Origin of the sequence: Kitasatospora sp. NPDC049258 (genome assembly GCF_040678895.1) — a bacterium.
GTDB lineage: Bacteria > Actinomycetota > Actinomycetes > Streptomycetales > Streptomycetaceae > Kitasatospora.
The window spans coordinates 129,489-149,722 of record NZ_JBFAQT010000001.1; the positions used below are offsets into that span (position 1 = coordinate 129,489).

Below are 20,234 nucleotides of genomic sequence, written 5' to 3' on the forward strand. Positions count from 1 at the left end.
GGGTGGTCGGTCAGTGGGATGCCGTGCGGCGTCCGGTGCCGCGGCGTCCGAAGGCGAACCAGGCGAGGCTGCCGAGGAAGGGGGCGAACAGGACGATCGCCAGCCACAGGATCTTCGTGGCGTTGCAGAGCCGGGAGCGTAGGACGCTCACCAGGGCCGCGACCGCGAGGAGGAGGGCGGCGAGCGCGGCGGCCAGAGCCATGGTCATCACTCCTCCGGCCAGGACGAGTCGGCCGGTGTCCCCGATGGCCTGGAGCTGGACGGGTACTGGGGCGGAGGGCGCGTTCATCGGCGTGTTCCTTGCTCGGGTGCGGTGTCGGTCGGTTCCGTTCGACCACCCGAATCGTCGCCCGGTGCTGCCTCCGGTCACGTCCGTCTTTCCGCTCGTCGCGGGTTACCCGAAAGTCGTACCGGGCCTGCCCGGTGGTGTGATGTGTCGCCCCACGGGTGGGGCGCAGCCTGGAGACCGCTCGTCCGACGGGGACGAGAACCGGTGGAAGGGAGACGCCATGATCCAGGTACAGGGGTTGCGGAAGCGGTACGGCGACACGCTCGCCGTGGACGGGCTGTCGTTCACGGTGCGGCCGGGGGTGGTCACGGGTTTCCTCGGGCCGAACGGCGCCGGCAAGTCGACCACGATGCGTCTGATGCTCGGTCTGGACGCGGGGGAGGGGAGCACCACCTTCGGCGGTGTCCGGTACTCGGAGCTCGGATCTCCGGTCGCGACGGTCGGTTCGCTGCTGGATGCGGGCGCCGTGCACCCGGCCCGCAGCGTCCACCACCACCTGCGGATGGTGGCCGCCGGCGCGGGCCTGCCGGATCGGCGGGTGCGGGAGGTGGTGTCCCTGGTGGGTCTCGACGATGTGCGTCACCGCCGCACCGGTGGCCTCAGCCTGGGTATGCGGCAGCGGCTGGGTCTGGCCACGGCGCTCCTGGGGGATCCGGAGTACCTGATCCTGGACGAGCCGACCAACGGCCTCGACCCGGAGGGCGTGCTCTGGATGCGTGGCCTGCTCGTCAGGCTCGCCGAGGAGGGGCGGGTGGTGTTCGCCTCCTCGCACCTGTTGTCGGAGATGGCCCGGCTCGCCGAGGACCTGGTGGTGATCGGACGGGGTCGGCTGATCGCCGCGCAACCGGTCGGGGACTTCGTCGCCGCCCACACCCGCTCCGAGGTCGTCGTGCGCGCCGACCGCGCGGTCGAACTGGCCGCCCTGCTGCGGCAGGAGGGCGCGCAGGTGTGGGCGGACGAGTCCGACGTGCTGGTCGTGGTCGGGGTCGACGCCGATCGCGTCGGCGCGGTCGCCGCTGGGTGTGGGCTGGCGGTACGCGAGTTGCGTACGCGGCGCAGCAGCCTGGAGGACGCCTTCCTCGCGGCGACCGCCGACCTGACCCAGTTCCGGGGGGTGGCCGCATGACCGCCCGGAGTGCGGCCGCCCCCGTTGCGGTCCCGCCGCCCGTTGCCGCGGCCGGCCGGGGCGGTGCGTTCGGTCGGGCCCTGTCCTACGAGTGGGTTGCCCTGCGTTCGCTGCGCACACCGTGGCTGCTGTGCGGTGCGGCGGTGGCGGCGCAGGTACTGGTGGACCTGGCGGTGGGCCGGGACGGGGTGTCCGGGGTCCGGCAGTTCGCCGGCGGCATGGTGGGGGTGACCCTCGTCGGGTTCGCGCTCCTGGCCGCGCTCGGCGTCACCGTGCTGGGCGGGGAGTACCGGCACCGCACCATCACCCGGACCGTGCTGACGCTGGGTGACCGCCGCGGGATCCTGCTGGCGAAGGCGACGCTGACCGGCGCGGTCACCGCGTCCGTCGCCGCGGTCATGGTGCTGGTGAACGCGCTGAGCGTGCCGTTGCTCGGAAAGGCCTCGCTCCCCGTGGCCCGGGTGGTCGCGCTGGGCGGCGCAGCGGTCCTGTACGCGGTGCTGGGCGCGCTGGTGGGCCTGGCGCTCGCCGGGCTGACCCGGAACTCGACGCTGTCGATCGCCGTGGTGATCCTCTGGCCGGTCCTGCTGGAGAACCTGGTGGTCGTCACCACCGGTGTCAGCCAGGACCTGGTCCCGTTCGGCGCGGCCGCGGCGCAGGTCCAGGCGGGCGACGGCACGGGGCCGCAGTGGCTGCTGATGCTGCCGCTGGCCGCCCTCACCACGGTGCTGCTGACCGCCGCCGGCGTCCTGTTCGGCCGGCGGGACGTGTGACGGACCGGCGTCCCACTAGGATCCGGCCGGTGACGTTCTTCCTACCCCGGCCGGACCGCCGCTGGTTGTCCTGGTGGGAGAGCAGGCCCGGGTATCTCGCCGTCGATGTCGCGGTGACGGCCGTGTGCGTGCTGCCGGCTCTCTCCACCGAGGGCATCTCCTGGAGGCTCCTGGCCTTCCTCGTCGCTCTGCCGACCCTGCTGGTACGCCGTCGGTTCCCGTGGCTGCCCCTGGTGGCCACGCCGTTGTTCTGCTGGGGCTGGGGAGTCCTCCCGGTCATGGTGATCTGCTACACGGTGGCCCGGCAGTGGGGGCTGCGCCGGCGCACCCTGCTGGCGTTCCTCCTCGCTGCCGGCCTCACGGTGGTCTCGTCCTGGGATCCGGGGCCGAACGACGGTGTCCTGTACCAGCTCCTCGTCCCGCCCGCCTGGTTGGCGGTACCGGTCCTGGCCGGGCTGTGGATGCGCCAGCGGCACACCTTGGTGGACGCGCTGCGTGAACGCGCCCGGCAGGCCGAGCGGGAGCGGGACCTGCTCGCCGAGCGGGCGGTCGCCGCCGAGCGGCGGCGGATCGCCCGGGAGATGCACGACGTGGTCGCCCACCGCGTCAGCACCATCGCCCTGCAGGCGGGCGCGCTGAGCGTGACCGCCCCGGACGAGCGCACGATCGAGACGGCCGAGATCATCCGGTCCGTCAGCGCCCGGGCCCTGACGGAACTGCGCGAGATCCTGGACGTCCTGCGCCACGATCAGCAGGAGCCGGCGGACGGCGTGCACGGCGTCCCGTCGGACGGCTCCGTGCGGGCGGACGTGGCCGAGCTGGTGCGCGATTGCGTCGCTGCCGGCGGCAACATCCACCTGCACGCTCCCGCCGAACTCCCCGTGGTCGCCGGGGCCGTGCGCCGGGCCGTGTACCGGGTGGCCCAGGAGGCCCTCACCAACGCGGCCAAGCACGCCCCGCACGCCCGGGTCGACATCCGTCTCGCCGACGAGCAGGGCGAGCTGCAGCTCACCGTGAGCAACCGGCGCGGCGGCAGGCGCCCGTCCGGCCACGCGGTCCCCGGATCCGGGTACGGCCTGCTCGGCATGCGGGAACGCGTCACGCTCGTCCAGGGCACCCTCGTCACCGGCCCGACCCTGGAGGGCGGCTACCGTGTGCACGCAGCCTTTCCGCTCGTGCCCGCCGTGTCCAAGGAGCCCGCGTGATCGATGACCGCCCCGACTCCCTGGTGAAGGTCGTCGTGCTGGAGGACGAGGAACTCGTCCGCAGTGGCGTGCGGATGATCCTCGAAGCCGACCCGGGGATCGAGGTGGTCGCCGAGGGCGGCGACGGGGACGTCGCGGTGGACCTGGTCACCCGGCACCGCCCGCACGTGCTGCTCACCGACATCCAGATGCCCCGCGTCGACGGCCTGGAGGTCACCAGGCGAGTGCTCGCCACGCCCGACCCGCCCGTGGTTGCCGTGCTCACCACCTTCGACCTCGACGAGTACGTGCACGCGGCGCTGCGCGCGGGCGCGGCGGGTTTCCTGCTCAAGGACACCCCGCCCCGGGAACTGGCCCGTGCCGTGCACGTCCTGGCCCGCGGGGAGGCGATGCTGTCGCCGCGGGTCACCAAGCGACTGCTCAGTACCTTCTCCGCCGGTGACAGCGCGCAGGCGGCCCGCCGTCTGCTGACCCGGCTCACCGACCGGGAGCGTGAGGTCGCCGCCGCGGTCGCGCGGGGCCTGAGCAACGCCGAGATCGCCGGCGACCTCTACCTGAGCGCGTCGACGGTGAAGGTCCACATCGGACGGATCATGGCCAAGCTCGAGGCGGCCAACCGCACCCAGGTCGCCATCATCGCCCACGACGCCCGGCTCGCCTGACCGCGCCTGAGGTGGCCGCCGCGAGCGCCGCCGGGCCGGGAGTGTGCTCCTGGCCGGGTCGAGGCCCTGGTCGGGGGCCGATTCGGTAGTCCGATTGCGTAGGTCCACGGATGTCCGCAGGGTCGGGGCCGGGCGAGACTCGTCCGCGGCGGGGCGGCCCTGGTGCCGAGCCCCGGACCCTCGAACTACCCACCGTGGAGTCACCCATGAAGCTCAAGCAGGCCTTCGGTGCCGTCGCCCTCGGCGTCACCGTGCTCACCGCCGTCCCGGCGATCGCCCTGCCGCAGGCCGCCTTCGCCAGCGACTGCTACACCTCCTGCGACCCCTGGAACGACAGCAACCTCAACGACCCGATCGTGATCGGCCCCGTGCCGGAGGGCCCCGGCCCCGGCTTCCACGGTGGCATCGGCGGCGGCAGCACCGGCGGCGGGACGGGCGGCCCCGGCGCGTCCTCGGCGGTGGTCTACTCCGAGGGCCAGACCTGGGAGGAGAAGGAGTTCTGCCGCCGCAACACCAACAACATCCCCGAGAAGCTGACCACCTCGGTGCAGTACACCACCTCGTTCAAGGTCACCGCGACCCTCTCCTCCGAGGCGCTCGGTGTCCTCAAGACCTCGATCGGCGCCGAGCTCAACACCTCGCGGACCTCGACGCACAGCGTGGACGTCACGCTCGCCCCGGGCCAGAGCTACGGCGTGTTCGTGGAGTTCCAGACCAACGTCTACCAGATCACCACCTACGACGCGTCCGGCCAGCAGCACGTCGACTACATCAACGTGACCGCACCGACCGGCGTGGTCACCGACCACGCCTGCTGATGACCTCCGCACCAGCGGCGGCGGTGCGACGGGTGCGCCCCGTGGTGCCGCCGCCGGGCGCCGAGGCCGTGCCCGCCGGGGCCCGGGCGCGGGCGCTCGCCGCGCTGGCCGAACTGCGCGCCGCCGCCGGGTACCTCGGCGATCCCGACCTGTTCCACCGCCCGCGGCCGCGCGCGCGGCTGCACCACGGCCTGGTCGCCGCCACGGACCGGGCGCGGCTGGCCGAGCAGGTCGCCGCGGCCGCCGAACAGCGGGCCGCCGCCGGCCTGCTGGCGGTCGGATCGGTGCGCGCCGAGCTGATCGAGCGGCCCGGGCGCCGGCCGTGCTTCACCCCGGACGCGCTCGCCGAGCTGCACCGGCTGCTGGTGGCGGCCGACCCCGACATCCCCGGCGCGGGCGGCCTGCGGCGCACCACCGCCCGGGTCACCTGGCCGGACGGCAGCCGCTTCGTCATCGCGGTGGCACCCGGCCGCGCCCTGCACGGCCACCTGGAGCGCTGGTACCGCTGGACCGTCGCCGGCACCTCACCGGCCCTGGACGCCGCGGCGTTCGGGATGCTGCGGCTGTTCACCATCCACCCGTTCCCCGACGGCAACGGCCGGATCGCCCGGCTGCTGGCCCAGTGCGACCTGGTGGGCGCCGGGCTGCTGCCCGGCCTGCTGCTCGACCTGGACGGCTGGGCCGAGGCCCACCACACGGCCCAGGACGAGGCGGTCGTGGCGGCGGCCGAGGGCGACTGGGCCCGCTGGGGCGAGCTGTTCGCCCGGGCGGTGACCGAGACCGCCCGGCACCGGACCGGGACCCTCACGGCCTACCGGACGCTGCTCGAAGCCGCCGTGGAGCGGGCCGCCGGGGACGAGGCGGCCGTCGCGGTGCTCCGGCAGCTGCGCTGCTCCCCGGCGGTGTCCGCCGAGTGGCTGCGCGAGCGGATCCCGTACGATCCGCGGCCCGCCCTGGCCGCGCTGCGGGCGGCGCGGATCCTGGTCGCGCACCCGCGGTTGCCCGGCGCGCTGATCCACCCGGGGCTGCTGGCCGTCCTGGACGCGCCCTACCCGGGCGCGGTGACCGGCGCGGTCGGTCAGGCCGGGTAGGCGTGGGTCTGGGCCGCCTTGACGGAGGCCCAGACCCCGGCGCCCGGCGCGAGGTCGAGCTCGGCGACGGCGGCCGGGGTGAGGTCCGCCGCGAGCGGGAGCGGCCCGGTCAGGTCGACCCTGACCTGGTCGCCGTGCAGGTCGAGGCCGGCCACCGTGAGCTGCCAGACGTTACGGGCGCTGGACTCGGGCCGCTCCCGGTGCAGCGTGACGGCGGACGGCGGGAAGGCCACGAAGGCGTCGCCGGCGAGCTCCTCGGTGGTGGTCAGCACCGGTCCGCCGTCCGGGAGTTCGACCTGGTGGCCGCGGGCCGTGCCGCGGTAGAGGTTGAGCCCGACCAGCCGGGCGATGTAGTCGGTGCGCGGTCGGCGGGCGATCTCGGCCGGGGTGCCGGCCTGCACCTGGTGTCCGTCCTCGATCACCACCAGCCGGTCCGCCAGCACCATCGCGTCCAGCGGATCGTGCGTCACCAGCACCGCGACCGCCTCGAACTCGGCCAGATGCCGGCGCAGTTGGGCGCGTACCTCGAGCCGGGTGCGGGCGTCCAGCGCGGCCAGCGGCTCGTCCAGCAGCAGCAGCCGGGGGCGGACGGCCAGCGCGCGGGCCAGTGCGACCCGCTGGGCCTGGCCGCCGGAGAGCGTGCCGGGCTTGGCCGCGAGGTGCTCGGCCAGGCCCATCCGCTCCAGCCAGGGCTGCGCCTCGGCGCGGGCCGCGGCCTTGCGGCGGCCGTGGCAGCGCAGCCCGAAGGCGACGTTGTCGAGCGCGCTGAGGTGCGGGAAGAGCAGGTAGTCCTGGAAGACCACGCCGACCGGCCGCTCCTCGGCGGGGGTGTGCAGGCCGGCGGCCGGATCCTCCAGGGTGGTGCCGTCCAGCCGGAGGTGGCCGGAGGTCAGCGGGAGCAGCCCGGCCAGGGCCCGCAGCGCGGTGGACTTGCCGGCGCCGTTGGGCCCGAGCAGGGCCAGCACCTCGCCGGGTGCGGCGCTCAGGCCGAGGTCGAGGCGGAAGCCGGTGCGGTCCACCCGCAGGTGGGCGTCGAGGGCGGGTGCGGTCATCGGGCCGGCTCCTGGCGGGACGGGGGCCGGTGGCCCGGCGGACGGTGCGTCACACGGCGCTGCTTCACGTGGTGGTGCCTCAGGTGGTGGACAGCCAGCGCTCGCGCAGCCCGGCCAGCACGGCCACCGAGACCGCGAGCAGCACCAGGCTGAGGGCGATCGCCGCCTCCGGGTCGCGCTCCATGGCGAGGTACACGGCGAGCGGCATGGTCTGGGTGCGGCCGGGGAAGTTGCCCGCGAAGGTGATGGTGGCGCCGAACTCGCCGAGCGCCCGGGCCCAGGCCAGCACGGCGCCGGCGCCGATGCCCGGGGCGATCAGCGGCAGGGTGACCCGGCGGAAGGCGGTCAGCCGGGACGCCCCGAGGGTGGCGGCGGCCTCCTCGTACCGGGGGTCGGCGGCCCGCAGCGCGCCCTCCACGCTGATCACCAGGAACGGCATCGCGACGAAGGCCTCGGCGATCACCACACCGGTGGTGGTGAACGGCAGCGTGATGCCGAAGGCCGAGTCCAGCCAGCGCCCGACGATGCCGTTGCGGCCCAGCACCAGCAGCAGGGCCACACCGCCCACCACCGGCGGCAGCACCAGTGGCAGCGTGACCAGGGCGCGCACCAGCCGCCGCCCGGGGATCTCGGTGCGGGCCAGCAGCCAGGCCAGCGGCACCCCGAACACCAGCGACAGCGCGGTCGCCGAGGTCGCGCAGATCAGCGAGAGCCGCAACGCCTGCCACACCTCGGGGCTGGCGAGCTGCTCGGGCAGCGAGCTCCAGGGCGCCCGTACCAGCAGTCCGACCAGCGGCAGGACCAGGAAGGCCAGGCCGATCAGCGCGGGCACCAGCAGCGGGTACGGCACCCGGCGGGCGCGCCGGCGGCGGGTGGCCGTCGGCGCGCCGTCGGTGGGCGGTGCGGGTGCGGTCACGGGGCCTGGAAGCCCGCCGCGGTCAGCAGCTGCTTGGCCTCGTCCGACTGGATGTAGGCGACGAAGGCCGCCGCGCCCGAGGCGTTGGGGGCCTTGGTCAGCGCGGCGATCGGGTAGTCGTTGACGGCCTTGGCGGCCTCGGGGAAGTCCACGCCGTCGATCTTCGCAGCGTCGGCCTGCACATCGGTCTTGTACACCAGGGAGGCGTCCACCTCGCCCAGCTCGACCTTGGTGAGGGCGCCCTTGACGTCCTGCTCCAGGGTGACCGGGGTCAGGGCGACGGCGCCGGCCGCGAGCGCGGTGACGGCGGCCGAGCCGCAGGGCACCTCCTTGGCGCACAGCGCGACCTTCACACCGGCGAGGTCCTTCAGCCCGGTGATGTGCTTGGGGTTGCCCTTGGGCACCGCGATCGCCAGCGTGTTGCGGACGAAGACCTTGGAGCTCTCGGCGCCCTTGGCGTCGGTCACGGTCTTCATGGTCGCCGGGCTGGCGGCGGCGAAGACGTCGGCCGGCGCGCCGGAGTTGATGCTCTGGGCCAGCGCCGAGCTGCCGCCGAAGTTGAAGGTCACCTTGGCGCCGGGGTTGGCGGCCTCGAACGTCTTGCCGAGCGCCGTGAAGGACTCCTTGAGCGAGGCGGCGGCGAAGACCGTGACGGCGCCGGTGGCCTTGGGGGCCGCCGCGGCGGAGCCGGCGGCCGACGGCGCGGAGGAGGCGGCCGGGGTGGCGGCGTCGCTGCCGCAGGCGGTGAGCCCGGCGGCCAGGGCCAGCGCGGCGGCGGCGAGAGCGGTGCGACGTCTGATGGAGCTCATGGGATTTCCCCTTCTGCCGCGCCGACGGATACGGCGCGGAGGTGTGGCGGCAACGCTGATCATACTGTCGCAAATACGGCTGAAAAATCCGTTGTTTCATCGCACAGGCCAGGCACCGGACCGCCGGATGATCGCATGTGCGATAGCTCAACCGGAAAATCCCTGGCCATGCCGGGCGGCCGGCGGCGAGAGTGTCCGCACGACGCGGCCGAGCGGGCTCGCGCGGATGGGGGAGGAGCACCCGACATGTCGACCCTGCGGGTCACCGCCGAACGGCTGACGATCCATGAGCACCCGAACGCCGACGCCCTGGAGCTCGCCCAGGTCGGGCTCTACCGCGCGGTCGTCGCCAAGGGCGCCTTCCGGACCGGGGATCTCGCCGTCTACATCCCGGAGCAGGCCGTGCTGCCCGCCGCGCTGATCGAGGAGCTCGGCCTGACCGGCCGGCTAGCGGGCAGCGGGGCGGACCGGGTCAGGGCCGTGCGGCTGCGCGGCGAGCTCTCCCAGGGCATCGTCTGCCGCCCGGGCGCGCTGGCCGGTACGGACCTGGTGGCCGCCGCCGAGACGGGCCTGGACTTCGCGGAGCTGCTCGGGGTGACCAAGTGGACGCCGCCGATCCCGACCGCGATGAGCGGCGAGGTGGAGCACGCGCCGGACCTGCTGCCCTGGGTGGACATCGAGAACCTCAAGCGCTTCCCCGGCGTCTTCGAGCCGGGCGAGCCGGTGGTGGTCACCGAGAAGCTGCACGGCAGCTGCTGCCTGCTCACCTTCCACGCCGACACCGGCCGGGTGCAGGTGTCCTCCAAGGGCATCGGCGCCCAGGGGCTGGCGCTGAAGGAGGACGGGCGCAACCTCTACTGGCGGGCGGTCCGCGCGCACGGTGTGCCGCAGGTGGCGGCCCGGCTGGCCGAGCGGCTCGGCGCGAGCCGGGTGGGCGTCTTCGGCGAGGTCTTCGGCTCGGGCGTGCAGGACCTCGGCTACGGCGCCGCGGGTGCCGGTGAGCTGCCCGGGTACGCGGCCTTCGACGTCTGCGCGCTGATCGACGGGCAGTCGCGCTGGCTGGACGCGGCCGAACTGCTGGCGGGCGAGCTGCCGTTGGCGCCCCGGCTGTGGAGCGGGCCGTACGACGCCGGGAAGGTGCTGGAGCTGGCCGAGGGGCGGGAGACCGTCTCCGGGCGCGCGCTGCACATCCGGGAGGGCGTGGTGGTGCGGCCGGCGGTCGAGCGGTACAGCCCGGTGCTGGGCGGCCGGGCGATCGCCAAGGTGGTGAGCGGGGCGTACCTGACCCGCAAGGGCGGCACCGAGTTCGAGTGACCCGGGCCGGGCCGGCCGGCGCGCCCTTCTGCGGTGACGGTCCGTCAGTTAGCGTGGTGCGGATACGTACGTACGTTCCCACCTCGGAGGTGTCATGCCGGCCACCCGGACCCCGGGCCCCAGCGGGCTCCCGCTCCTCGGGTCGATGCTCGACCTGAAGCGGGACCCGCTGCGGGCCTATCTGGACGCCCAGCGGCAGCACGGTGACGTGGTCCGTTTCTCGGCCGGCCCGCCGGGGCTGCGGGCCGAGTTCTACATGGTCTTCTCCCCGGAGGGCGCCCAGCAGGTGCTGGCCACCCAGGCGGCCAACTTCCGCAAGGAGAACGTCTTCTACGAGGAGATCCGGCACACCTTCGGCAACGGCCTGCTGACCTCGCAGGACACCGACTACCAGCGCCAGCGCCGGCTGGTGCAGCCGCTGTTCACCCGGCGCCGGGTGGACGGCTACGCGGAGGCGATCGGCGCCGAGGCCGCGGCACTGGTCGAGCGCTGGTCGGCGGTGCCCGGCGGGGTGGTGGACGCGGTCGACGAGATGTCCCGGTTCGCCCTGCGGGCCGTCGCCCGGATCCTGTTCGGTGCCGACGTGGAGGCCGCGATCGCGGTCGTCCGCGAGCAGTTCCCGGTGCTCGGCCGCTACGTCCGCGGTCGGGGCTTCTCCCCGCTGCGGCTGCCCCGCAGCTGGCCGACCCCGGGCAACCGGGAGGCCGCCGCCGCGGAGCGGGCGCTCTACGGCGTCTGCGACGAGATCATCGCCCGGCGGGCCGGGCGCAGCTCGGACGACCTGCTCGGACTGCTCGCGGACGCCCGGGGCGAGGGCGGTGAGGCGCTGGACGCCACCGAGCTGCGCGAGCAGGTGCTGATCTTCCTGCTGGCCGGCCACGAGACCACCGCCACCTCGCTCACCTTCGCCCTGTACCTGCTGGGCCGGCACCCCGAACTCCAGGCCCGGGCCCGGGCCGAGGTGCGCTCGGTGCTCGGCGACGGGCGCCCGCCCCGGGCCGAGGACCTGGCGGCGCTGCCGTACCTGACCCAGGTGCTCAAGGAGGCGATGCGGCTGTACCCGGCGGCCCCGGCGATCGGCCGGCGGGCGGCCGCCGCCTGCGTGGTGGACGGGGTGCCGATACCCGCCGGCGCCGATGTGCTGGTGGCGCCGTACGTGACCCAGCGCCACCCGGAGCACTGGGTGGACCCGGAGCGCTTCGACCCGGACCGGTTCACCCCGGAGCGGGAGGCGCGGCGGCACCGCTACGCCTGGTTCCCGTTCGGCGGCGGCCCGCGGGCCTGCATCGGCCAGCACTTCTCGATGCTGGAGTCGGTGCTCGGTCTGGCCGTGCTGCTGCGGGCCTTCGAGGTGGCACCGGTGGACACCGAGGTCCGGCTGACCCAGGGGATCACGCTGGGCGTCGAGGGCTCGCTCCGGATCGGGCTGACCAGGCAGGAGTAGTGCGGTCGGGGCGTGCGGTGAGCTCTCCGCACGCCCCGACTGCCCCTGTGCGCTCTGGACATGACGGACCATCAGATGCTTGACGGCCGCACGGGTGCACCATTCGAGCACATCCCACCCTTGGCGTGGGCAGCTTTTCACATCTTCGCGTGACCGATTGCGGACTCTCGGTAGCGTCCAGCGCATCCGAGATCCCGAGCGCACATGCGGCAGGCATATGACCGGTCGCGCGGAGGCCCCGAATGGGAACGATCGACCACCTGAGTTTCGGCTGGCTCACCCCGACGCTCTCCTACCTGATGGCCTGCGTCGGCGCCGCGCTCGGCCTGCGCTGCACCCTGCGCGCCCTGGCCGCCGCCGGCCCCTCCCGGCGGAACTGGCTGCTCACCGCCGCCGCCGCGATCGGCACCGGCATCTGGACCATGCACTTCGTCGCCATGTTCGGCTTCGCGGTCGACGGCACCGAGCTGCGCTACCAGGTGCCGCTCACCCTGCTCAGCCTGCTGGTCGCGGTGCTGGTGGTCGGCCTCGGCGTCTTCATCGTCGGGTACGGCGCGCACCGCGGCCGCAGCCTGCTGCTCGGCGGCACCGCCACCGGCCTCGGCGTCGCCGCCATGCACTACCTGGGCATGGCCGCCGTCCGGATGCACGGCACCCTCTCCTACTCGGCCGGCACCGTCGGGCTGTCCGTGCTGATCGCCGTCGGCGCCGCCACGGCCGCGCTCTGGGCCACCGTCACCATCCGCACCCTGCCCGCGGCGGGCGGCGCCGCCCTGATCATGGGTGTGGCGGTCAGCTGCATGCACTACACCGGCATGGCGGCGGTGCACGTCCACATGCACCCGGCCCGGACCGAGCTGGGCGGCGCCACCCCGATGGAGTTCATCTTCCCGCTCGCGGTCGGCCTCGGCTCCTTCCTCTTCCTCACCTCCGCCTTCGTCGCGCTCTCCCCGACCGCGCACGAGCGGGCCGCCTACCGGGAGGCCGGCGAGATCGCCGTCGAGGACCTGCGCGCCACGGCACTCGACCGGGCGGCCTGACCACACCCCCTCCGCCGACCCCACCCCGAAAGGCAGTCACCCCATGCGCGTACGCCGCGGCACCTCCCGCAGTGCGCCGACGGCCGCGCCGAGCGCCGCCCGCGGCCCCGTCCGCCCCGGCGCGGGCGGGCAGCGCCGGGGCGCCCACGCCGGGCCGCCCGCCCGCGAGGAGGCACTCCCCGCACCGGCCCCACCGCGGCCGCCGCAGCTCGGCCGGCTGCGCCCCCGCACCGTCCGGGCCAAGATCCTCGCGCTGCTGATGGTCCCGGTGGTCTCGGTGATCGCCCTCTGGTCCTTCGCCACCGTCACCACCGCCCGCGACCTCGCCGCCCTGCGCCGCACCCAGGCCGTCGACCGCGAGCTGCGCGCCCCGGTGGCCGCCGCCGTCACCGCCCTGCAGGCCGAACGGGTCGCCGCCGCCGAGCTGCTGGCGCTGCCCGGCCCGGCCCGGGAGGCGGCGCTGCGGGAGGCCGCCGCCACCACCGACCGGGCGGTGGCCCCGCTCGCCCTCGCCCCCGGCTACAACCGGGCGGACGCCGAGGGGCTCGGCGCCCGGGCCGCCGACCGCGTCGACGCGCTCACCCGCGCCGTCGCCGGCCTCGCCGACCTGCGCGCCGGGCTGCTCGCCCGCACCGTCGCCTTCACCGACGGCTACGCCGCGTACGGCGCCGCCCTCGACCGCGCGCTGGAGGTCACCGGCGCCGTGGCCGCCCAGCAGGACCACGGCACCGGCTCCGACGCCCGGGTGCTGCTGGAACTCGACCGCTCCCGCGAACTCCTGGCGCGCGAGGACGTGCTGCTGCGCACCGGCCAGGCCGCCGGCCGGCTCACCGACGACCAGGCCCGCGAGTTCGGTGCCGCCGTGTACGCCCGGCGGCTGTTCGAGCAGGGCGTCGCACCCGACCTGCGCCCCGCCGACCGGGCCGCACTGCAGGCCGTCCTGGACGGCACCGACCACCACGACCTGGTCCGCTACGAGGACGCGGTGCGCGGCGCGGCCGACGGCCGGGCGGCCGCCGCGGCGGTCGGCCCCGAGCGGTGGGCGGTCGCCGCCGACGGCGCGGCCCGCGACCTGCGCTCGGTGCAGAGCGCGGCCGGCGCGGCCGCGGCCGAACGCTCCGACCCGTACGCGGACGGCCTGTTCACCTCCGCCGGGGCCGCCGTGCTGCTCGGCCTGCTGGCCGTGGTCGCCTCGCTGCTGATCTCGGTGCGGATCGGCCGCGACCTGGTCACCGAGCTGATCGGCCTGCGGAACTCCGCCCTGGAGCTGGCCGGGCGCCAACTCCCGGACACCATGCGGCGGCTGCGGGCCGGCGAGGAGATCGACGTGGCGGCCGAGGCTCCGCTGCGCCCGCACGGCGAGGACGAGATCGGCCAGGTGCACGGCGCGCTGGGCAGCGTCCGGCGGGCGGCGGTCACCGCCGCCGTCGAGCGGGCCGAGGTGCTCTCCGGGGTGTCCGGGGTGTTCGTCAACCTGGCCCGCCGCAGCCAGGTCCTGGTGCACCGCCAGCTGACCCTGCTGGACGCCATGGAGCGCCGCACCGAGGACCCGGCCGAGCTGGACGACCTGTTCCGGCTGGACCACCTGACCACCCGGATGCGCCGCCACGCGGAGGGCCTGATCATCCTCTCCGGGGCCGCCCCCGGCCGGGCCTGGCGCCGGCCCGTGCCGCTGATGGACGTGGTGCGGGCCGCCGTCGCCGAGGTCGAGGAGTACGCCCGGGTCGACGTGCACCGGCTGCCGTTCGCGGCGGTGGCCGGCCCCGCCGTCGCCGACCTCACCCACCTGGTGGCCGAACTGGTGGAGAACGCCACCGGGTTCTCGCCCCCGCACACCAAGGTGCACATCCGCGGTGAGCAGGTCGGCAACGGCTACGCGCTGGAGATCGAGGACCGGGGCCTGGGGATGGGCCCCGAGGCGCTCGCGGACGCCAACCGGCGGATCGCGGCCACCGAGCAGGTCGACCTGTTCGACAGCGACCGGCTCGGACTCTTCGTGGTCAGCCGGCTCGCCAAGCGGCACGAGGTGCGGGTCGCGCTGCGGCCCTCCGCGTACGGCGGCACCACCGCGGTGGTACTGCTGCCCACCGCGCTGCTGGCCGACCCCGACCCGGAGCCCCGGCCCGATCCCCGGTCGGAGAACCGGTCGGAGCCCCGCTCGGAGAACCGGTCGGACCGGGAGCCGCGTGCCCTGACCGGCGCCCGCCGGGCCCCGTCCCCGGCCGCCGTCCCGCCGCCGCCCGTGCGGCCCCCGCGGCCGGCCTTCCCCCCACAGGTACCCGCTGCCCGCCCGCCGGCCACCGCCGTGCCGTTCGGCGCCCGGGGCACCGACCCGGGGGTGCTGCGGCCCACGCCCTTCCGGGCCGCCGACGACGGGCCGGGCCGGGCACTGTCGCCCAGGCAGCCGCAGCCGCAGCCGCAGTCGCAGTCGCAGTCGCAGCCGCAGCCCCCGGCCCCCGAGACCCCCGCGGCCGCCATGACGGCGGAGGAGGCCGAGGCCGAGCTGCCCCGCCGGGTCCGCCAGGCCAGCCTCGCCCCGCAGCTGCGGGAGGCACCGGCCCCGCGGCCACGGACCAGGGTGGGCGCCCCGGCGCCGGCCGGCCGGGGGCCGGAGGAGGCCCGCGCCGCGATGGCCGCCTACCAGCGCGGCTGGGCCCGCGGCAACGCCACCGGCGCCACCGGAAGCACCGGGACCTCCAGCACCACCGGCACCACCGGCCATGAAGGAGAACGTCGATGATCGGCACCACCCACCACGCCGGAGAGCTCAACTGGCTGCTCGACGAGCTGGTCTCCCGGGTCGCCCGGGTCAGATTCGCCGTGATGCTCTCCTCCGACGGTCTGGCGATGGGCACTTCGGCCGGCATCGGCCGCGAGGACGGCGAGCACCTGGCCGCCGTCGCCTCCGGCTTCCACAGCCTCGCCAAGGGCGCCGGCCGCCACTTCGACGCCGGCGAGGTCCGCCAGACGATGGTCGAGCTGGAGCACGGCTTCCTGTTCGTGGCGGCCGCCGGCGAGGGCAGCTGCCTGGCGGTCTTCGCCGGGGCCGACGCCGATCTCGGCCTGGTCGCCTACGAGATGGCCCGGCTGGTCCGCCGGGTGGGGGAGCACCTGTACACGCCCTCGCGCAGCTCGGCGGGGGGCTGAGGCCGGTGCCGTACCCGCCGCGCTCCTACCCGCCCGGCTCCCCGTTCGGTCTGCCGACCAGCCGTACGCCCGACCACTGGTACGACGACGCGGCCGGCCCGATGGTGCGCCCGTACGCCGTGACCAAGGGCCGGACCAGGCCCAGCGGCCAGGAGTTCGACCTGATCGCCCTGGTGGTGAGCAACCTGCCGGCCGGCGCCGACCCGCCGGTCGGCCCGGAACAGGCCGTGATCCTCGACCGCTGCCGGGGCAACGCGCTCTCCGTCGCCGAGGTCGCCGCCGAGGTGGACCTCCCGCTCGGCGTGGTCCGGGTGCTGTTGGGCGACCTGTTGGACGCCGAGTACATCCGGGTCAGCCGCCCCGTCCCACCGGCCCTGCTCCCCGACGAGCACATCCTCCAGGAGATCATCCATGGCCTCCGCGCCCTCTGACCCGCTGTCACCGGACTCCCCGGTGCTGGCCCTGAAGATCCTGGTGGCGGGCGGCTTCGGGGTGGGCAAGACCACCCTGGTCGGCTCGGTCAGCGAGATCCGCCCGCTGCGCACCGAGGAACAACTCACCGCCGCCGGCGAGGGGGTGGACGACCTCGGCGGGGTCGAGCGGAAGACCACCACCACGGTCGCGATGGACTTCGGCCGGATCACCATCCGGGACGGGCTCTCGGTCTACCTGTTCGGCACCCCCGGGCAGGACCGGTTCTGGTTCCTCTGGGACGAGTTGGCCCAGGGCGCGCTCGGGGCCGTGGTGCTGGCCGACACCCGCCGGCTGACCGACTGCTTCCCGGCGGTGGACTTCTTCGAGCACCGGGGCATCCCGTTCGTGGTCGCCGTCAACCAGTTCGCCGGCAGCCGGACCTTCCACCCGCGGGAGGTCTCCCGCGCCCTCGACCTGGACGGGGCGACACCGGTGGTGCTCTGCGACGCCCGGCGGCGCAGCTCCGGCAAGGACGTGCTGATCAGCCTGGTGGAACACGCCGGCCGGGTGCACGCGGCCCGGCTGCTGGCCGAGGTCACCGGGTAGCCTCCGAAACCGAACTGACGCGGTGTCGGCGGGCGGCGGCGACGCAAAAGCTGTACGGACAACCCTGTTTGTTCCGGAGCCGTCCGCCCCGTGTTCGTCCGATGTCCCCCTCCCCGTGCGGCGTTGCCGTTTGGCTGGCGGCCGAGCGAGCGCGGTCCCGCGCCGCGGTGGTTGCGACGAGGGCGGGAAGCATGAGCAGGGGCACCGTTGCACCCGGAGGCGACAGCTCCGGGAGCCGGCGGGCGGCGGCAGGCCCGCCCCCGCGACGCCGGACGGCGGCCGCGGCCGCCGCGGCCCTGCTCCCGGTGGTGCTGGCGGCCTCCGCCTGCGGCGGCCCGGCCGGCGCCTCGGGCGCCGAGAGCGGTCCGCTGACGGTGATGACCTGGGCCCCCGACGGCACCGGATCGGTCGACCGGCCCGGGGTGACGGCGCTGGCCGAGCAGCTCGGCCGGGAGGTCAACGCCAAGGGCGGCCGGGCCGGCCGGCAGTTGAAGGTGCTCACCTGCAACGAGCACAACACCGCGGCCGGCGTCACCGACTGCGCCCACCGGGCGGTCGAGGCGCACGCCATCGCGGTGGTCGGCTCGTACAGCCAGTTCGGCGACACCTTCATGCCGCTGCTGGAGGCCGCCGGCATCCCGTACCTGGGCGGATTCGGGGTCTCCGGCGCCGAGTTCAGCAGCCCGCTGTCCTACCCGGTGGCGGGCGGCACGCCCACCCTGATCGCGGGCAGCGGCCGCCAGCTGATCGCCGCCGGCTGCCGGACGATCGCGCTGGTCCGCCCGGACAACGGCAACGGCGACACCCTCACCCGCTACCTCTCCGGTGCGGTGGCGCAGTCCGGGGTCAAGGTGACCGACGTCAAGGTGCCGGAGAAGGGTCTCGACGCGGGCGGGCTGGCACCGCTGGTGCAGAAGGCCGTCGGCGAGGACCGCGCGGGCGGCTGCGTGACGATGGCGCTGGGCCCCGAGCAGACCCTGCTGCTGCTGGACGCCTACCGCGCGCTGGCGCCCCGACGCACCCAGCTGGCCTCGGTGGTCGGCAGTGTCCAGCAGGCCGCGATCGACTCCACCGGCGGCGCCAAGAGCCCGCTCAACGGCTCCTACGCGACCGGCTGGTTCCCACCCGCCTCCGCCAAGGTCTGGGACGACCTGCGCACCACCGCGGGCGACGCGGCCGGCAGCGGCGGCAAGCCGATCGACACCTCGGACCTGGCGGTGCAGACCACCTGGGTCGCCTACCAGACCTTCCTGCAGGCCGTGGACCGGGTCTCCTCGGCCGGGCAGCCACTGACCGCCAAGGGCCTGCGGGCCCAGCTGGACAGTGGCGACACCATCGACACCGGGGCCACGCCCCCGCTCAGCTGGGGCCAGAGCGACATGCTGCCCAGCGCCGAGTCGCCCCGGCTGACCAACACCTGGGTGACCTTCCAGCAGGTGAAGGCCGGCAAGCTGACCGAGCAGCAGAGCGGCTTCATCGACGTGCGGTGGGTGCTGACCGGGGGCAAGCCGCCGCAGTGAGCCCGGGACGCTCCGTGGGCGACGCACCGAGCCGGCTCGCTGTCGGCCGATGCGGTCGGCGGCGTCGTACGCTCAAAATGTGATCACCTATCAGCACCGCAGGCTGGCCGAGCTCGCCGACGAGGGCCGCTGGGCGGAGCTGCTCGGCGCCTACCGGCGGACCCGAGCGGCCGCCGTGGCCCTGCACGGCCCGGCGGTGGGGATCGCCGAGGCGGCGCCGTTCGGGCACCTGATCGCCTACGGGGCACCGCCGGAGCTGGCCGCCCGGCTGTTCGACCCGGACGGCGGCCCGGACACCGCGGCCGGCCCCGGTGACCACGACGCCGGCCCGCTCTGGGAGGTGCTGGCGACCCGGCACTCCTGGCGGCGGCTGGCGCCGCTGCTCGACCCGGAGCCGGTCCGCCGGCTGGTCGCGCACACCCGGGTGCTGCTCGGTGAGGACCTCACCGCCGAGGCCGCCCCCGATCCGGAGGGCGTCCCGCTGGTGCTCGCGGCCTGGGAAGCGGCCGGCCGGCAGGAGGGCGGCCTGGTGCCCGAGTACCTGCGCGGCGGCGGCGCCCTGCGGGTGCCGGTGGCGCTGCCCGCCACCCGGGAGGGGCTCGGCCCGCTCGAACTGCCGTCCCCCGGCGAGCTGGTCCCCGGGCTGGTGGCCAGCCGGCTGCTGGCCGCGCTGGCGCCCTGGGCCACCGTCTCCTGCGTCCGCGGCACCGGGCCGGACGCCGCGGCCCGGACGGCGCCGCCCGGGCGGGTCGTCGGAGGCCACCTGCCCTTCACCGCGGCCTACCCGGTGCTGATCCGGGTCGGCTCCGAGCACCCCGCCCAGGGGGCGGCGGCCGGCCGGCTGGCGCTGTGGCGGGTGCTCGCCGCGATGGCCGGGGCGGACCGCCCGGAGCGCGCCGAGATCGAGGCCCTGGTGGCCCGGCTGCGCTGCTTCACCTGGCGCGAGGCCTCCGACGAACTCCGCTACCTGCACCTCACGCTGGAGGATCCGGCCACCGGGCTCGCCTGGGCGGTCAGCGGCCGCGCCGAACTCTGAGGGCTCCCACCGGTCCGGCGGCCCCGCCGTCCCGGTCAGCTGCCCCCGCCGGCCCGGAGCTCGGCGGCCCTGAGCCGGGCGGCGCGGCGGTCGGACTCGTGCGGCAGGGTCTGCGCCATCGCCTCCAGGGTCGCGGCCATCGCCTGCCGCCACTCGGCGAGCGCGGCCGACCCGGCGGAGCCGTCCGGGCGCCGCGCGCGAACCCGGTTCAGCTGCCGGGACGCCCGGGTCAGCGCCGGATCCACGGCCGGGCCGTCGGGGGCGGCCCCGGTCCGTTCGGCGACGGCCAGGTAGCGCTCCTCGGTGTCGGTGAAGGCGGTCAGCCGCCAGCCGCAGCCGGCCAGCAGCGGGCGCAGGTTCGGCTCGGCGCGCAGGTCGTCCGGGGTGATCGCGCGGCCGTGCCGGGCGGCCAACGCGGCCCGGCCGACCGGGTGGTAGAGGGCCAGCCGCCCGCCGGGGCGGGTCACCCTGGCCAGCTCGCGCAGGCCGGCGGCGGGGCCGGGCAGGTGGGAGATCAGTCCGGCGCCGAGGACCAGGTCGACGGCGGCATCGGGGAGCGGCAGCCGGGCGCAGTCCGCCACCACGAGGTCGGCGGCGGCCCGGTGCGCCCGGGCCCGGTCGATCATCTCGGGGGTGAGGTCCACCCCCAGCACGGTGCCGCGCGGCCCGACCGCCGCCCGCAGCAGCGGCAGCGCCCGCCCGGTGCCGCAGCCCGCGTCCAGGACGAAGTCGCCTTCCTTCGGCCCGAGTTCGGCGATCGCGCCGGCATAGCGCGGGCCGTCGTCGGGGAACTTGGCATCCCAGCCCGCCGCCCGGGCGGCGAAGAACTCGCGGGTGCGGGCCTGCTCTGCTGCGTCCGACATGGTGTGCTCTCCCTGGGGTCGTCCGAGGGCAGCCTAACGAGAGCCGCCCACCGGCCGTGTCCGGCGCCGGGTCCGGTCGTTGAGCGGGAGGGCGGGGCGCAGGGCGTCG

19 protein-coding genes and 1 pseudogene are annotated in these 20,234 nt (G+C 75.5%); 15 read left to right on the forward strand and 5 right to left on the reverse strand.

The genetic code is table 11. The features are described from left to right. Positions 1 to 10 precede the first annotated feature (10 nt). On the reverse strand, positions 11 to 289 hold the full coding sequence (locus AB0K43_RS00650) for a PLD nuclease N-terminal domain-containing protein (RefSeq protein WP_363634368.1): 279 nt from the start codon (positions 287 to 289) through the stop codon (positions 11 to 13). Between the two features lie 220 nt (positions 290 to 509). Between AB0K43_RS00650 and AB0K43_RS00655 the strand changes: the two genes are divergently transcribed. From AB0K43_RS00655 to AB0K43_RS00680, 6 genes are all read left to right on the forward strand, one after another. After that, a complete protein-coding gene (locus AB0K43_RS00655; protein WP_363634369.1) occupies positions 510 to 1,415 on the forward strand; it encodes an ATP-binding cassette domain-containing protein in 906 nt (301 codons plus the stop codon). Then, positions 1,412 to 2,188, forward strand: a complete 777-nt coding sequence (locus tag AB0K43_RS00660; protein ID WP_363634370.1) for a hypothetical protein — start codon at positions 1,412 to 1,414, stop codon at positions 2,186 to 2,188. The genes AB0K43_RS00655 and AB0K43_RS00660 overlap by 4 nt, the downstream gene beginning before the upstream one ends. A 29-nt stretch (positions 2,189 to 2,217) precedes the next feature. Then, positions 2,218 to 3,393 (forward strand): histidine kinase, encoded by a 1,176-nt coding sequence (locus tag AB0K43_RS00665; RefSeq protein ID WP_363634371.1) that lies wholly within the window; start codon positions 2,218 to 2,220, stop codon positions 3,391 to 3,393. Then, on the forward strand, positions 3,390 to 4,055 hold the full coding sequence (locus AB0K43_RS00670; protein WP_363634372.1) for a response regulator transcription factor: 666 nt from the start codon (positions 3,390 to 3,392) through the stop codon (positions 4,053 to 4,055). Before AB0K43_RS00665 ends, AB0K43_RS00670 begins: the two co-directional genes overlap by 4 nt. Positions 4,056 to 4,261: 206 nt before the next feature. Further along, on the forward strand, positions 4,262 to 4,873 hold the full coding sequence (locus AB0K43_RS00675; RefSeq protein ID WP_363634373.1) for a DUF6426 family protein: 612 nt from the start codon (positions 4,262 to 4,264) through the stop codon (positions 4,871 to 4,873). Beyond that, positions 4,873 to 5,964 carry a Fic family protein gene (locus tag AB0K43_RS00680; RefSeq protein WP_363634374.1) on the forward strand — a complete coding sequence of 364 codons (1,092 nt, stop codon included), beginning with the start codon at positions 4,873 to 4,875 and terminating at the stop codon, positions 5,962 to 5,964. The genes AB0K43_RS00675 and AB0K43_RS00680 overlap by 1 nt, the downstream gene beginning before the upstream one ends. Here the strand turns inward: AB0K43_RS00680 and AB0K43_RS00685 are convergent. From AB0K43_RS00685 to modA, 3 genes are all read right to left on the reverse strand, one after another. Beyond that, on the reverse strand, positions 5,952 to 7,016 hold the full coding sequence (locus tag AB0K43_RS00685; protein ID WP_363634375.1) for an ABC transporter ATP-binding protein: 1,065 nt from the start codon (positions 7,014 to 7,016) through the stop codon (positions 5,952 to 5,954). The two genes, AB0K43_RS00680 and AB0K43_RS00685, sit on opposite strands and share 13 nt — an antisense overlap. Before the next feature lie 79 nt (positions 7,017 to 7,095). Next, complete coding sequence (locus AB0K43_RS00690; RefSeq protein WP_363634376.1) at positions 7,096 to 7,932, reverse strand: ABC transporter permease; 837 nt, start codon at positions 7,930 to 7,932, stop codon at positions 7,096 to 7,098. After that, positions 7,929 to 8,741, reverse strand: a complete 813-nt coding sequence (gene modA / locus AB0K43_RS00695; protein ID WP_363634377.1) for a molybdate ABC transporter substrate-binding protein — start codon at positions 8,739 to 8,741, stop codon at positions 7,929 to 7,931. Before modA ends, AB0K43_RS00690 begins: the two co-directional genes overlap by 4 nt. Positions 8,742 to 8,987: 246 nt before the next feature. On the opposite strand from modA, the gene AB0K43_RS00700 reads away from it, so the two are divergent. From AB0K43_RS00700 to AB0K43_RS00740, 9 genes are all read left to right on the forward strand, one after another. After that, positions 8,988 to 10,055, forward strand: coding sequence for an RNA ligase (ATP) (locus AB0K43_RS00700; protein ID WP_363634378.1), 1,068 nt, complete (start codon positions 8,988 to 8,990; stop codon positions 10,053 to 10,055). Between the two features lie 94 nt (positions 10,056 to 10,149). Next, the gene (locus AB0K43_RS00705) at positions 10,150 to 11,499 is read left to right on the forward strand and encodes a cytochrome P450 (RefSeq protein WP_363634379.1); all 1,350 of its coding nucleotides are present in this window, start codon (positions 10,150 to 10,152) and stop codon (positions 11,497 to 11,499) included. Positions 11,500 to 11,741: 242 nt separating this feature from the next. Then, a complete protein-coding gene (locus AB0K43_RS00710; protein ID WP_363634380.1) occupies positions 11,742 to 12,539 on the forward strand; it encodes an MHYT domain-containing protein in 798 nt (265 codons plus the stop codon). Positions 12,540 to 12,582: 43 nt separating this feature from the next. Next, complete coding sequence (locus AB0K43_RS00715) at positions 12,583 to 15,279, forward strand: ATP-binding protein (protein ID WP_363634381.1); 2,697 nt, start codon at positions 12,583 to 12,585, stop codon at positions 15,277 to 15,279. After that, complete coding sequence (locus tag AB0K43_RS00720; RefSeq protein WP_363634382.1) at positions 15,276 to 15,686, forward strand: roadblock/LC7 domain-containing protein; 411 nt, start codon at positions 15,276 to 15,278, stop codon at positions 15,684 to 15,686. Before AB0K43_RS00715 ends, AB0K43_RS00720 begins: the two co-directional genes overlap by 4 nt. A 101-nt stretch (positions 15,687 to 15,787) precedes the next feature. Then, complete coding sequence (locus tag AB0K43_RS00725; protein ID WP_363634683.1) at positions 15,788 to 16,117, forward strand: DUF742 domain-containing protein; 330 nt, start codon at positions 15,788 to 15,790, stop codon at positions 16,115 to 16,117. Continuing rightward, a complete protein-coding gene (locus AB0K43_RS00730) occupies positions 16,098 to 16,706 on the forward strand; it encodes an ATP/GTP-binding protein (RefSeq protein ID WP_363634383.1) in 609 nt (202 codons plus the stop codon). The genes AB0K43_RS00725 and AB0K43_RS00730 overlap by 20 nt, the downstream gene beginning before the upstream one ends. A gap of 191 nt (positions 16,707 to 16,897) precedes the next feature. Further along, positions 16,898 to 18,226, forward strand: coding sequence for an ABC transporter substrate-binding protein (locus tag AB0K43_RS00735; protein ID WP_363634384.1), 1,329 nt, complete (start codon positions 16,898 to 16,900; stop codon positions 18,224 to 18,226). Positions 18,227 to 18,305: 79 nt separating this feature from the next. Further along, complete coding sequence (locus AB0K43_RS00740; RefSeq protein ID WP_363634385.1) at positions 18,306 to 19,262, forward strand: hypothetical protein; 957 nt, start codon at positions 18,306 to 18,308, stop codon at positions 19,260 to 19,262. Between the two features lie 272 nt (positions 19,263 to 19,534). On the opposite strand, the pseudogene AB0K43_RS00745 reads toward AB0K43_RS00740, so the two are convergent. Then, positions 19,535 to 20,125: pseudogene (locus tag AB0K43_RS00745) on the reverse strand (class I SAM-dependent methyltransferase); the annotation flags it as partial. Between the last annotated feature and the right edge of the window lie 109 nt (positions 20,126 to 20,234).